14 protein-coding genes are annotated in these 13732 nt (G+C 41.9%); 10 read left to right on the top strand and 4 right to left on the bottom strand.

Annotated features, from left to right (window positions below):
- The first annotated feature begins 14 nt into the window (after positions 1-14).
- Together T530_RS13615 and T530_RS0105490 are read left to right on the top strand one after the other, a co-directional pair.
- Positions 15-1298 carry a PilZ domain-containing protein gene (locus tag T530_RS13615; protein ID WP_051537843.1) on the top strand — a complete coding sequence of 428 codons (1284 nt, stop codon included), beginning with the start codon at positions 15-17 and terminating at the stop codon, positions 1296-1298.
- A 63-nt stretch (positions 1299-1361) separates the two neighbouring features.
- Positions 1362-2510, top strand: a complete 1149-nt coding sequence (locus T530_RS0105490) for a tetratricopeptide repeat protein (protein WP_027728145.1) — start codon at positions 1362-1364, stop codon at positions 2508-2510.
- An 8-nt stretch (positions 2511-2518) separates the two neighbouring features.
- Here the strand turns inward: T530_RS0105490 and T530_RS0105495 are convergent, their stop codons facing one another.
- Genes T530_RS0105495 through murB form a run of 3 tightly spaced genes read right to left on the bottom strand, consistent with a single transcriptional unit; the run spans position 2519 to position 4525 of the window.
- Complete coding sequence (locus T530_RS0105495; RefSeq protein ID WP_027728146.1) at positions 2519-2974, bottom strand: DUF192 domain-containing protein; 456 nt, start codon at positions 2972-2974, stop codon at positions 2519-2521.
- Complete coding sequence (locus T530_RS0105500; protein WP_027728147.1) at positions 2971-3510, bottom strand: hypothetical protein; 540 nt, start codon at positions 3508-3510, stop codon at positions 2971-2973. Before T530_RS0105500 ends, T530_RS0105495 begins: the two co-directional genes overlap by 4 nt.
- Before the next feature lie 31 nt (positions 3511-3541).
- Positions 3542-4525, bottom strand: coding sequence for a UDP-N-acetylmuramate dehydrogenase (gene murB / locus T530_RS0105505; protein ID WP_051537844.1), 984 nt, complete (start codon positions 4523-4525; stop codon positions 3542-3544).
- A gap of 81 nt (positions 4526-4606) precedes the next feature.
- Here murB and cysS point away from each other — a divergent pair, with 81 nt between their 5' ends.
- From cysS to pyrH, 5 genes are all read left to right on the top strand, one after another.
- Complete coding sequence (gene cysS, locus T530_RS0105510; protein ID WP_027728149.1) at positions 4607-6157, top strand: cysteine--tRNA ligase; 1551 nt, start codon at positions 4607-4609, stop codon at positions 6155-6157.
- A 357-nt stretch (positions 6158-6514) separates the two neighbouring features.
- Complete coding sequence (locus T530_RS0105515; protein WP_027728150.1) at positions 6515-7081, top strand: RNA polymerase sigma factor; 567 nt, start codon at positions 6515-6517, stop codon at positions 7079-7081.
- Positions 7062-7790, top strand: coding sequence for an anti-sigma factor (locus tag T530_RS0105520; RefSeq protein ID WP_027728151.1), 729 nt, complete (start codon positions 7062-7064; stop codon positions 7788-7790). The genes T530_RS0105515 and T530_RS0105520 overlap by 20 nt, the downstream gene beginning before the upstream one ends.
- Positions 7790-9499: a transglutaminase domain-containing protein gene (locus T530_RS0105525; RefSeq protein ID WP_027728152.1), complete on the top strand. Its 1710-nt coding sequence runs from the start codon at positions 7790-7792 to the stop codon at positions 9497-9499. The genes T530_RS0105520 and T530_RS0105525 overlap by 1 nt, the downstream gene beginning before the upstream one ends.
- Positions 9500-9619: 120 nt before the next feature.
- Entirely contained in the window at positions 9620-10318 is a 699-nt protein-coding gene (gene pyrH, locus T530_RS0105530; RefSeq protein ID WP_027728153.1) for a UMP kinase, read from the top strand.
- Between the two features lie 180 nt (positions 10319-10498).
- On the opposite strand, the gene T530_RS0105535 is transcribed toward pyrH, so the two are convergent.
- Complete coding sequence (locus T530_RS0105535) at positions 10499-11098, bottom strand: glucosaminidase domain-containing protein (RefSeq protein WP_027728154.1); 600 nt, start codon at positions 11096-11098, stop codon at positions 10499-10501.
- Positions 11099-11153: 55 nt separating this feature from the next.
- On the opposite strand from T530_RS0105535, the gene radC reads away from it, so the two are divergent.
- The 3 genes from radC to T530_RS0105550 all read left to right on the top strand — a co-directional run bounded on the left by radC (position 11154) and on the right by T530_RS0105550 (position 13677).
- Positions 11154-11819, top strand: a complete 666-nt coding sequence (gene radC, locus T530_RS0105540; RefSeq protein ID WP_027728155.1) for a DNA repair protein RadC — start codon at positions 11154-11156, stop codon at positions 11817-11819.
- Positions 11820-11836: 17 nt separating this feature from the next.
- Positions 11837-12175 carry a PEGA domain-containing protein gene (locus T530_RS0105545; RefSeq protein WP_027728156.1) on the top strand — a complete coding sequence of 113 codons (339 nt, stop codon included), beginning with the start codon at positions 11837-11839 and terminating at the stop codon, positions 12173-12175.
- Positions 12176-12417: 242 nt separating this feature from the next.
- Positions 12418-13677 carry a S1C family serine protease gene (locus tag T530_RS0105550; RefSeq protein WP_027728157.1) on the top strand — a complete coding sequence of 420 codons (1260 nt, stop codon included), beginning with the start codon at positions 12418-12420 and terminating at the stop codon, positions 13675-13677.
- Positions 13678-13732 lie beyond the last annotated feature (55 nt).

The following is a 13732-nucleotide window of genomic DNA, read 5'->3' on the forward strand; positions in this document are numbered from 1 at the left end:
AAATTAATTTATATATGGGCATTGAGAATACTAACAAGATTTCTAGATATTATGATTATTTTCGCGACAAGGAAGTTGTTTTTACAAAAGCAAATTTAAACTTTTTGCGAATGGATCCTCGCCAGATTTATCTTAAATGTAATGGCGGACAATGGCCTTGTATTATAAATTCAACATCACTCCAGATGGCAAAAGTTATTGTAGGTACATCGAGTGGTGCTTATGTAGAAATCAACAAGAAAAAAGAAACTCCAGTCAGCCTTAGATTTTGTTTTATTGATGAAGACGGCTCACCGATTTTCTTTTTTGTTAACTGTACTGTAACTGAAGTAAAACCATATCAGGGTTCTAATGAACTTGCAATTGTAACTCTTACATTCACTCAGCGTCCGCCTGATGACTTGATTGTCCGTGTAGGTGAATTTGTTGAAGTAAATGAAAATTTTAATATCCGCAAGGAAGAGCGTATCGGAATCAATAAAAATTCTATGCGCGAACTTGGTATTTTAAAAGAAGAGTCAGTTATTTTCATTGCAAACGTTCCTCGCCGCTGTATCTTAAAGGATGTTTCTTTTGGCGGCGCCCGTGTTATGCTTCTTGGTATTCCAAAATTCCTTCAGGATAAGATTGTTCAGTTAAGACTTCTCTTTTCTGATACTAACGAACAGGTTGCCCTTAACGGTTCTGTTGTAAACGCTGTCTTTATGGAAGGCCGCAAGGATATTTCAATTGTAAACATTCAGTTTAATGCAAATGAAATTCCGATGAGCTATAAATTCCATATCAACCGCTACATTACTTCTTACCAGAAGAAGATTATCGAAAATCAGATGAAGAATGCAGAGGCTGCTGCTAAGGCTGCTCAGGAAGAAGCTAAGAAGGCGGAGGAAGCAAAAGCTGCCCGTGAAAAGAAGATTGCAGAAAACATGGCAGCTGAAAAAGAGGAAGAAAAGAACGCAATTCTTGCTAAGGTTGCCGCTGCCAAAGCCGCTCAGAATGGTACAGAAGGCGCTGAAGGTCAGACAGAAGGAGAAAAGCCTGTTGAGGCCCAGACAGAAGCTACAGCAGCAGGAAATACAGCAGGTGAAAGCGCAAATGCAGAAGCCTCATCAGAAAATAAAGAAGCTTCGGCTGATTCTTCTGAGCCAAAAGCATCGGAAGGTTCTGATGAAATTATAGATACTGAAGGTCACGAGTTTATAAAGAGCGCAGCTGAAGAGAAGGCTGAAAGTTTTAAGAATAATCTTGATGATCAGCTTGAATCTGCAATTGAAAATGCAACAGATATTTCGAAATAAATTTGACCTTTCTCTTTAAAATAAGTATTTTTATTAGATAAATCTATCTAGTAAGGAAAATTTATGAATCCCTCAAATCCTTTGGAATCAGTATTTTATATCAGTATTCCAGAAAATTTTGTAGCTTCGGACGAAGCTTTTAAGATTGATACTAAAATTCAGCTTCCTGTTCAGAAAAAGCCTGACGAGGCTCCGGGAAGTTTTAATCCTTCAGAAATTACAACAGAGCAGATTCTTGCCGGTATTCTTACAGTTCTTGCATATGACAAAAAGAACGAGCACCTGGATTATTACCGCAGTATTATTAAAAAGGTAAAGCCAAATATTAAGAAGGAACTTTGCGAGGCAGCAATTCTTAAGACAAAGAATGAAGATTTTGACCTGGCAGAAGAAATCTTTCTGGCGTTGAATGGTCTTGATCCTGAAGATCCTGCAATCATCCTTAATCTGGCGCTTTTCCTTGACCAGCGTGCAGATTCTTACCGTAATTCAGGCTTGAATGACGACGCTGATGCTTATGATAATGATGCGGGTGAATATTACGCAAACGCAATGAATGCAGAGCCACCTCTGCCTGATGCTTTCTTTAATGCAGGCTTTTATTATATGAAGCAGCACAAATACCGCGAAGCTAAGGATGCCTTTGAAACATATCTGGCGCTCACTTGTGACGTAAAAGATGAGGAGCTTGGCGAAAACGGAATTTACAAAAAGGAACGCGCTCAGGAAATCCTTGATAATATCAAAAATCAGAATATGGATGATGAAGCCTTCCGCGCAGCCTACGATTTTATTTCTAAGGGACAGGAAGAAAAAGGTCTTGAAGAAATAAGACGCTTTTTGCAGAACAATCCTAAGGTTTGGAATGCATGGTTTATGCTGGGATGGGGACTTCGCCGTCTTGAGCGTTACAGCGACGCTAAAATGGCCTTCCTTGAAGCCCTTAAGTGCGGAGGGGACGCTAATTCCGACACTTACAATGAACTTTCCCTCTGCTATGTTCAGGAAAAAGATTTTGATGCTGCAAAGGATGCCCTTTTTAAGGCAATGGCAATTGAACCTGAAAGTACAAAGATTATTTCTAACTTAGGCTACCTTGCACTTGCACAGGGAAATAAGGAAGAAGCCCGCAAATATTTTACGACTGTTCTTGAATATGATTCAAATGACAGAATTGCGGCTGCTGAACTTATGAAACTTGAGCAGGAGTAAATCTAAGCCTAGAAATCAAGCGTGATAGTGTCCCCGGGGCGGATATTGTTTTTGGCAAACCAGCCCTGAGGAACTTCCAGCGCATAGCGGCATGAAACTGTACTTTCTACAGAAGAAAGGCTGAATGGCTTCATGTCGTAAATGTTACGGATTTTACCACGTGAGTCGATAAAGGCTATTGAAAGAGGATGAGGAGTATTCTTCATCCAGAAAGATAAAAGCTGTTCATGCTCAAAGATAAAAAGCATTCCTGTTCCATCGGGAATGTTTTTTCTGTTCATAAAGCCGTAGCTGCGTTCTTCAGGTTTTACGGCAAGTTCACAGTTACAGATTATGCTTGTGCCGTCCTGGCGGTTAATTGTAATGTCAGATTTTTTAAGGGCTTTTGAAAGGGCTGGCAGGCTGAAGGCACAGAAAAATACTATAGCGCCTGTAATTTTTCTAATCAAACTTTTTTTAATCATAATTTATCCAGAAACATCTGCTGTGAAATTTCACTTCCAGAAGGCAGAATATTAGAATTTGACTGAAGGCTTTTAAAAACTTCATTGTCAATATATTTAAGAGTTAGAGGTTTTTCAAGGGTCATTGTAACTGCATCACTTTTCCAGGTTGCCATCTGAGGAGTGATGTTGTCAGGCTCGCCGTATTTTTCTTTTAATGTTGTAAAAATGCTGTAATAATCGATGCGTTCGCGGTTCATATTGATTGTTATGATATAAAGCGAATCTTTTGAAAACTGGAACCAACAGCGGGTAAGGAAGTTGGAGCCAAGTCCACGTTCGGCATCTGTTTCAATTAATACGCGGTTTTCTCCGGGAAGCAGGGAAACGTCACGCTCTCCGTGATAGCCGAAGTCTGTATCTTTCATAAGGGCGTCTTTAGTTTCATCCACAGTCATGCCAAGGAGGATGTCTTTAAAACCGTTTGGCACCTTGTTCTGGGCAAAAAGGGGAAAAATACAAATTAAAACTGCAAGAAATCCTGTAGATTTTTTCATATTTTGATTATCGGAGGATAAAAAATATTTTTTACAGGAAAATGATTTCTGTTTCCAGCTGGAAGCCGAACTTTTCTTTTACTTTTTTCTGTGCAAGCTCTACCAGGGCTTTTACGTCTGAGGCGCGGGCATTTTCAACATTGATGATAAAGTTTCCGTGGAAAGGTGCAATCTGTGCTCCACCAATCTGAGTGCCTTTTAATCCGCATTGGTCAATCAGCTTGCCGCTAGGGGCTCCAAAGTCGTGATTGTTTTTAAATACTGAGCCGGCACTTGGATATTTAAAGTGGCCTTTTTCCAGGCGTTCCAAAGTGTATTTGCGGCTGTTTTTTGCAATCTGCATTTTGGCGTCGCCGTGAAGGCGTTTTAAGAGAAATGTTACTGTTGTTACAAAGCGGTTATTGTTCTGAAATGGTGATTTTTTATAATCCCAGTCAGCAGGATTTATTCGTTCATGATGAAGGGGAATGTCCGGGTCAGAGTAATCCATCCAGGTGTAGTAAAAAATAATGTCGGAAAGGGATTTTTCAAAACAGCGGGCATTCATAAAAGCAGCTCCGCCTACGGTTCCGGGAAGTCCTGCAAATTCTTCTGCACCGGTCAAATCATTTTTAATGCAGAAGTCTACAAGCTGAGCCATTGGAGTTCCTGCAAAGCAGGTAACGAGCACGTCATCCTTCTGGAAGTTGTATGCTTCAAAATCTTCAGGCAGGTCGCCTTTTGGAAAAATCATTGCGTCGCTGAAGTTTCTGGAAGAAAGAATTACGCCCTGGAAATCGTCATCCGGGAAAACAAGGTTAGAAGCGCCCCCTACAATGAAAAAGGGCAGCTTCTGAGCAAGAATGCGTCGTAGTGTAAGCTGGAAGGAATAATAATCTTCTGGGGCAACAAAAACGCGGGCATTAGCACCAATCTTAAAAGTAGATTTTTGGGCCAGAGCTTCGTTTTCTGTAATTGTACCCTTAAAATTGTCATGATTTTTTATGTAAGTGACAAAGCTTGAAAAATCTTCCATATAGTGAAGTTTAATGTAAAATCTAGTTTAATTGAATAAGATTTTTAAGTATAATAAAGAAAATTTTTATGAGGTTGTTTTATGAGTTTGAAATTGTTTAACACTATGGGACGCAAAATGGAAGAGTTCCACCCTATTACAGAAGGTCATGTAGGGTTTTACGGCTGCGGTCCGACAGTTTACAATTATGCTCACATTGGAAATCTTCGCGCTTACGTTTTTCTTGACGTTCTTGATAAGACTTTAAAGCTTCTTGGCTATGATATTAAGCATGTAATGAATATTACTGACGTTGGACATTTGACCGGTGACGGCGATGACGGCGAAGACAAAATGAAAAAATCTGCTGAAGAGCGCCATCAGTCAGTTCTTGAAGTTGCGCGTTTTTATACAGACGCTTTTATGAAGGATATCGACGCCCTTAATATCCGTCATCCTGACGTAATCTGTAAGGCAACTGAGCATATCCCAGAAATGATTGAACTGATTAAAAAGATTGAAGCAAACGGTCATACCTATATGGCTGGCGGTAACCTTTATTATGATATTTCTACTTACCCGGATTACGGAAAGCTTGCAAATCTTAATCTTGATGAACTTAAGGCTGGTGCCGGTAAACGTAAGGTTGTTGTAGTTGATGAAAATAAACGTAATCCTGGCGACTTTGTACTTTGGTTTACTAACTCAAAATTTGAAGATCAGGCTATGACTTGGGATTCTCCTTGGGGACGCGGATATCCTGGCTGGCATATTGAATGTTCTGCAATGAGCATGAAATATCTTGGAAAGCACATTGATATCCACACTGGTGGAATTGACCACGTGCCTGTTCATCATACTAACGAAATTGCTCAGAGTGAAGGAAGCTTTGACGAGGCTGAGCGTGCAAAAGGTCCCTGGGTAAAATACTGGCTTCATAACGAATTCCTTATTCTTGAAGGCGGAAAGATGAGTAAGTCCAGCGGACATTTTATTACTCTTCAGACTTCTCTTCCTGCTGAAAAGGGATTTTCTTTGAAGGATAAGGGCTATGAGCCTCTTGATTACCGCTTCTTCCTTCTTGGCGGTCATTACAGAAAGCAGCTGGTATTCAGCCTGGATGCCCTTGAAAGTGCTAAGAATGGTCGTGCAGCTTTGAACCAGCGTGTAGCAAAATTGATTGCCCGCGCAAATGATGAAGAAAAGCTTGGACTTACAAAAGAAAACTTTGCAGATATCCTTGGAAAAATTGATTACAAAAGCGAAAACTTTGAAAAATTTAAGCAGGGATTGGAAAACGACCTTGCAACTCCGGTTGCCATGGCTGCAATTCAGAAAGAGGCAGCTGGTAAGGGCGGCGTAAAGGCATCTGATGCTTTGAGCTCAATTCTTAAGATGGACGCTGTTTTGAGCCTTGATGTAATTAAGAATGCCTTTGACGTTCTTGATAAGCAGCAGAAGATTGCGGCTGTTCCTGCAGCTGATGATCACGCTGGTGACCCGGAAGCAGATGAAATTAATGCTCTGGTTGCTGAGAGAACAGCAGCTAAGAAAAATAAGGATTTTGCCCGCGCTGACGAGATTCGAAATCAGCTGGCTGCAAGAGGAATTACTATTGTGGACGGGCCGAACGGGGCAGTTTGGCACCGGTAAGAGAAGTAAATGCGCCGCTCGATGAATCTCGCGAGCGCGGTTTGCAGGTAAATCCTAAACGACAGTCACGACGGACTGTCGTTTTTAACGGATTTGCTATATTGCGCAAGCGATGTGAAGCCCCGAAGTACGAAGCAAGCGTAAGCTTGCGTAGTATGAGCGGTAGCGAAGGGCGTAACGTAGCGACCCGATAGGGATGCGCCCAAATTTGTAACCTTGTGAATGTTTTATTGGTTAATTATAAGCAGCGGTCGATGAATCGACCGAGATGATTTTCTTGATAAAGCTAAAAATTAGTCATCGACTAATTTTTTTAACGCTTTTTCGATTATCATCATGTAACTTTAGGGGATTTCCGTGTTTTATAATGCAGTAGAAAGTCAGACAGATAACATTCCGCTTAATGCCGGAAATCCTGTGGATTTTAAAAAGATTTATGATGCTTCGATGATGATGCTTTTTAAAATCTGCTATCGGATTGTGAATGACGAGGAAGTGGCCGAGGATTTGGCTCATGATTCTTTAATCAAGGCTAATGAAAAGGCAATTGTTTTTCCTTCGATTAATGACGCAAAATACTGGCTCATCAGGGTTTCAAAAAATGCGGCATTAAACTACGTCAAACGCAAGGAGCGCGAACGTAAGGCTTACGAAAAGGCTTTGTATGAAGACCACCGCAAGTCTGATTCTGGTGAAACTGATCTTTTGAAAAAAGAATCTGTTGATAAAGCAAGGGAGGCTTTGAAAAAGCTGCCGGAACACCTTCAGGAAGTTCTGATTTTGCGCGAATACACCGAGCTGAACTACAAGGAAATTGGGCGCGTACTTGGAATTACGGAAGGCAATGTAAAGGTAAGAATTTTCAGGGCCAGGGAGCAACTTATTAAATTAATAGGAGAAGATAATGTCTTTTTGCCCGAGTAAAGATATTCATTCTGTTTATTTAGATAACGAACTGCCTGAAATCTACAAGGCAGAGTATGAGTCTCATATTGCTTCTTGTCCAAAATGCAAGGCGGAGCTGGAAAGACTGCGCGGCTTGCGGGGGCTTTTGACTTCTGATTCGGCCTTTATTACGCCTGATGAAAATTTCCTTGATGAAAGCTATCAGCGGCTCATGATTAAAATGAGTTACGCTAAAAATACAGGCATTAAAGCTGAAAGAAAAATTAACTTCAGAACTATTACTTATGCGGCCAGCGGTATTGCGGCTGCGGCTATTCTTGCCCTTGTACTTCCTGTTCGGGCTGGTAAAGTGCCTGCCGGTGCTGCTGCTTCTGTTGCATCTGCTCAGATTTCAGCTTTGGGCCAGAATGCTTCTACGGCAACTTCCTTTACTCCGGCTGCCAACAATGTGTCTTTTAACAGTGGAAATGAAATGGTGATTTCGGGTAATATTAATGAGTCAGTTTTGTCGTCGCATAATCACGGCGGAAGAAACGCTCAGGCCCAGATTCAGAATGTAAGCGCAAATGCTAATCCTTGTAAGATAATGAAAGGTGTTGAGGTTCTTCGTCCTGATTTTGACGAAAACGAGACAATCACAATAAAAATTACTTTGCCGGGTATGAACTCTGTTCCTGTTACTGCAGAAATCCAGCTGCCTGCCGAAGTAATGTCGGGTAGATTTTAGTGGACTCTTCCAAAAAAACAAGTTATTTTCTGCGCAAATCTCCGCTGCTGCGTGTGCTGGTGGCGGCGCTTTTTATTTCTCTAGTACTTCTTTCGGTTTATTTTATCAGTTTTACAACAAGACGTATTCCTCAGATTGATTCTATTGTGCCGCCGGTTGGCTCTCCGGGTGACGTTATTGTTATCAACGGAAAGAATTTCGGTTCAACCCGTGACATGAGCTATGTTGAGATTGCTGGAACCCGCATTACTTCAAGTTCTTATATTTCCTGGACTGACAGCAGCATTAAGCTTGTGCTTCCTTCCAACGTAAAAGACGGCCTTGTTTATGTAGGAATTAAGGACATGCGTTCCAATCCTTCGCTTTTTGCAAACGAGGTGGATATTCCGGTTCCTGTTACAACTGTAAAGCAGATAAGCCGTCCTGTGATTTTGAAACTTTCGGCTATTAAGGTAAACGTGGGCGATGTGCTTACGATTTACGGAAACAATTTTGGTGACGCCCGCAATAATTCCCGCGTGCTTTTTACAATTGACTATAACCGCCGCCTTCGTGATTCGAGCGTAAAGAATATTTCTTATTTTACGGAAAACATGGTTTGCGCCAACGAAGACGAATTTGATTATATTTCCTGGTCTAATACGGAAATCAGCGTTGTCGTGCCGGACGGGGCTTTCAGCGGCGTTGTGATGGTTGATACTGGAAAGCAGCGTTCGGAGCCTATGGAGCTTACTATAAGCGAATCTGCGGGCTCTAAAACCTTTATCAATAAGAAGATTTATCTTTTGACTTATTCTGCTGATGTGGCTGACGTTGTTTGTGACGGACTTTCAACTTTGACTCTGCGGGCACCAATTCCTTTTGAGACTTCTGCCCAGCCAATGGTTGAAACAATTGAAGTTACGCCAGTTCCATCTTTGATGAAGTACCAGCACGACATCATCCATCAGATAACAAAGACAAAAACAAGCACAATCAAAAATGTGATGAATTATACTTTTGTACTTCCGGTTTATGAAATCAATACAAATGTTCTTGCTGACCGGGTAGGAAATTATTCTAAGCTGGAACCTCGGCCTCTTTATGAGCTGGCAACTTCTGCGGATTCCCTTATTCCTAGCAGAAATGCTGATGTTATTTCCCTTGCTAATCAGATTACGGGAAAAGAAAAGAATGCCTACAAAAAGGCAAAACTGATTTACGATTATATGATTACAAACTTCGCCCTTCTTAAAAAGATGAGAAAGGGTGGGGCAGATCCAAAAGAACTGATTTCCAAGAAACGCGGTGATGCTTATGATTTTGCCGTGATTTATACAGCCCTGCTTCGTGCCAGTGGAATTCCTTGCTTGATGGATGCGGGCATTTTAATCGGGCAGGATTTGTCTACTCAGCCTCACTGGTGGAGTGAATTCTATATAGAAAATTTCGGCTGGATTCCGGTTGATGTTTCGCTTGGGGCAGGGTTAGAATATAAGAGCTGGGGTGACATTGAGATTTTGCCTAAGGAATATTATTTTGGTAATCTTGATTCTCATCGTGTTCTTTTCAGCCGCGGTTTGAATGAGCTCAAGCCTTTCAGTGTGGATAATAAGATTGTTCAGCAGCCTAGAAGCTTTGCTTTGCAGACTATCTGGGAAGAAGCGAGCAGCAATGTAAGTAAATATAGTTCGTATTGGAGCACGCCGGTAGTTAGGGGTGTATACTAGGCGATAATCGAAGAACCGTTAAAAAACAAGCCGAAAGGGTTGTTTTAGGTTCATCGATAGAAAGCCTCAGAGGCAAGCTGTGCTTGCCGACTCATCATAATTATAAAGGAGTATGAAGAAATGACTAAAATTTTAAGTGTTGGTGGTTCTATTATTGTTCCGGATAAGCCGGATACTGAGTTTTTGGGAAAATTTATTTCTATGTGTACAGAATGGCTTAAGGAAGATAAGAGCCGCCGTTTGATTCTTGTTGCTGGTGGCGGAGCTCCTGCCCGTGTATATCAGAACGGCTACAAGGAAGTATGCGAAAAAACAGGTGCTTCTTTTGATGCTAACGCAGCTGACTGGATTGGAATTATGGCAACCCGCATCAATGCCCAGCTTTTGAAGGCAAGCTTTGGCGACTACTGCAAGAACGACGTTGTTTATAATCCTACTGAACCTGATTTGAAGTTTGACGGTCAGGTGCTTGTTGCAAGCGGCTGGAAACCAGGATTTTCTACAGATACTGACGCCGTTTATCTTGGTGAAAAATTTGATGCAAAGACAATCGTAAATCTTTCTAATATTGATAAGGTTTATACAGATGACCCTCGCAAAAATCCTGATGCTAAGCCTCTTGATACTATCAGCTGGGAAGAATTCCGCAAGATGGTAGGTGATGAATGGACTCCTGGAAAGAACTGTCCTTTTGACCCGATTGCATCAAAAAAAGCCAGCGAGCTTGGAATGAAGGTAATCTGTGCTGGCGGTAAAGACATTGAAAATATTAAAAAGATATTGAATGACAATGAATATTTCGGAACTACAATAGGATAAAAATATAGTTTAACAAAATTTGCTCCCGGTCGTGTGACGTGGTTCAAAACCGCGCGATATCGCGCTACACGCTGATTATTGCAAAGAAACTATAGAATTGACCGCTCACGCGGTCGCAATAATCAGAGTGTTTTTGAACCACGTTACACTCCCTTGTGCAAGTTTTGTTTAAAAATATTCTTATTGTCTTTCCAGTTCCTGCAGCAGTCGTTCGATTTTTGCTGCGTAGTTGGGGTCGGTTGCCCAGGTGCCGGTAAGACCGAAAATATCAGTAACGAGCTTGGTTTTGTGAACCCAGTTATAGCGGGGGTCAACAAGCTCGTTTTTTAATTTAACGTCTTCTGTTGTGGAATAGGCCTGAAGGTGCTGGATATGGGCGCGGACTCCAAGCTCCCGGGTGGCAAAGCGTTCGCCTGGCTGTTCAGGACCAAGGGCACCCAGTCCGCAGTAATTATGCCATTCCGGCTGAACGAGATTTCCGAATCGCAGAAATCCTGTTTCAAGGCACATCTGGGAAAAGGCTACATCAGAATTAATTCCTTCCATTGCAGCTTCATCAATGTAAAGCTGGGCAAAATCCTTTATCTGTTCGTAATCAATATCAGGGTTGTGGGCAATAAAAAGACGGGCAAGCTGGTCGGCTGTCATCTGGCCACGGTCATTTAAATTTCTTGAAAGTTCATAGTAAGGTCCCTGGTCAACAGGAATACTTTTACATGAATAAAAAAGAGCGAAAATCAGCGGGAAAGTAAAAAAAAGTAAAAATTTTGCATTTTTCATAATAAATTTTTCGGAATTTTTGTCAAAAACGTTAAATCTTGGAAAGTATATATATATGAAAATGATGGTAAAAAATAATCCTGACGTGCGGGAAAAAGCTTTGGAGCACGGAATGTCTTATCCCTATGATGAGGAACTTCTGATGCTGATTTTGGGAAGCGGCACTAAAGAGATGCCTGTGGAGATTATGGCTCATAAAATTCGGGAGGTTCTTGATGCAAGTAATCCTGACCAGGTGGTGAAAAATCTGATGGCTGTAAAGGGAATTGGCGCGGGGAAGGCACTGGCGGTGGCGGCGGCGCTGGAGCTTGGGAAGAGGCGGAACGGGCACCTTAAAAAGAAGATTGCCTGTCCAAGTGATATTGTGCCCTTTGTAAGAAATTATGCCGTCAGCAATAAAGAGCATTTTCTGATGATTACGCTGGACGGCGGCTATCAGATTATTCAGATTCACGTGGTAAGCGTGGGGACTATGAACCGCTCTTTAATTCATCCGCGGGAGATTTTTTCAGATGCAATAAAGGACAATGCAACGGCAATTATTCTCTGCCACAACCATCCTTCGGGGGATTGCACTCCTTCTGAAGATGACCTAAAGGCAACCCGCAGCCTTTTAAGGGCTTCGGAAATCATGGGAATTGAAATTCTGGATCATATTATTGTCAGCTGCGACAATTACTGTAGTTTTATGGAAGGTGATATCTTGTTTCATAGTGACTAGAGGGGTAAAATTAAAGCATGTTTTTTAAGCTTTTGAAAAAGTCGTATTTATTTCTCTTTGCCATTTTTATTCTTTCGGCTTTTTGCGGAGCAGCTTTGTCTGCTCAGGAGACTGTAGAGCCTGAGCGTATGTATGAAATTGAGGGCCATAAGACGGTTCTTGAGATTTTTGCAAACCAGCCTGATGTAAATGTTTTTCTGAACGGAACTTATCAGGGCCGGACAAATCTTACGATTTATGATTTGACTCCGGGCTTTTACCAACTCAGGCTCGAAAAAGAAGGTTGCGAAGGTCAGGAACATACGATTTTTGTAAAGGCGCATTACGGACAGTACTACTGGTTTGAAATAAAGTAAAAGATATAACTGCATTAGAAAAGATTTAGGAAAACTGGCGCGAGGGAGCGTAGCGTGGTACAAGAACACTCTGATTGTTGCGACCGCGTGAGCGGTCAATTCTATAGTTTCTTTGCAACAATCAGCGTGTAGCGCGATATCGCGCGGTCTTGTATCACGCTATGCGACCGGGAGCCAATTTTTAATTTGTTTTTAATTATAATACGGTTGCTTTATTCATTTCTATTTATTAAATTTATTCTATGAAATTATATTCGGGTTCACAGGTTATAAAATTCTGCGCTTTGACGGCGCTTGTTGTTTTTGGAGTTTCGACTTTTACCGGCAGAAAATCTTTTGCAAAAGATGAGGCAAGGGCTGCAGAAAGGAACGAGGCTGACGCTGTTAATGATAAGATAAATCCCGAAGGCCAGATTTCAAGTGCGAAATATGACGCGCAGGGTAATGAGCTGATTACAGGGCTGGAACAAAATCCGGCGGTAATCATACCTGTTTCTACGGGCAGCTCGAACTATACCCAGGATGAACAGCAGAATATCGGTGTTTACGCTGCATGTAACGAGGCGGTTGTGAACATTAATACAAAGGTGACCAGCTACGACTGGTTCCTTGAGCCTTATGTTCAGGACGGCGGTTCGGGGTCCGGCTCAATTATTGATAAACGCGGCTATATTTTGACCAACGTGCATGTAATTCAGGGGGCGACTAAGATTTATGTTTCGCTTTTTGACGGCACTCAGTATGAGGCGGAGGTGGTTGGTCAGGATCTGGACAGCGACCTTGCCGTTATTAAGTTTGACCCGCCGAGCGGAACGGAATTGAAGACGATTTCTTTTGGTGATTCGTCGGCTCTCAAGGTTGGACAGAAGGTGATTGCGATTGGTAACCCTTTTGGTATGGAAAGAACGATGACTACCGGAATTGTTTCGGGGCTTGGACGACCTATTCAGAATTCTAACAACAGAATTATCCGCAATATGATTCAGACGGATGCTTCGATTAACCCGGGAAACTCGGGTGGACCGCTGCTTGATACAAACGGCCACATGATTGGAATCAACACGATGATTATGTCGTCGTCGGGAAGTTCCAGCGGTGTTGGTTTTGCCGTGCCGTCTGAGACTGCTGTGCGCGTAGTTGCTGACCTTATCAAATACGGAAAGGTAAACCGCGGAACTATTGATGCCCGTCTTGTTCAGAACAGCCGAAGAATTGCTTCTTATGCAGGACTTGATATTGCAACCGGTATGCTGGTTTCGGAAGTTACAAAGGGCGGAAATGCAGAAGCTGCAGGATTGAAAGGGGGCACTGAAGCGGCCTACTACGGAAACCGAAGCAGTGTAATTTACCTGGGCGGCGACATCATCACAAAAATTGATAATATTGAAGTTAAGAGTCTGGCGGATTATTATTCGGCGCTGGAAAGTAAGAGACCAGGTGATATTGTTACAGTGGTTGTTCGCAGAAATAAAAAAGACCTTTCTTTACGAGTTACGTTATAATTAACAGGTTATAGGTTCAAGGTTTTAGGTGTTAGGATTTAAGCAGGCGTTGCGG

This window comes from Treponema sp. C6A8, from assembly GCF_000619925.1.
GTDB lineage: Bacteria > Spirochaetota > Spirochaetia > Treponematales > Treponemataceae > Treponema_D.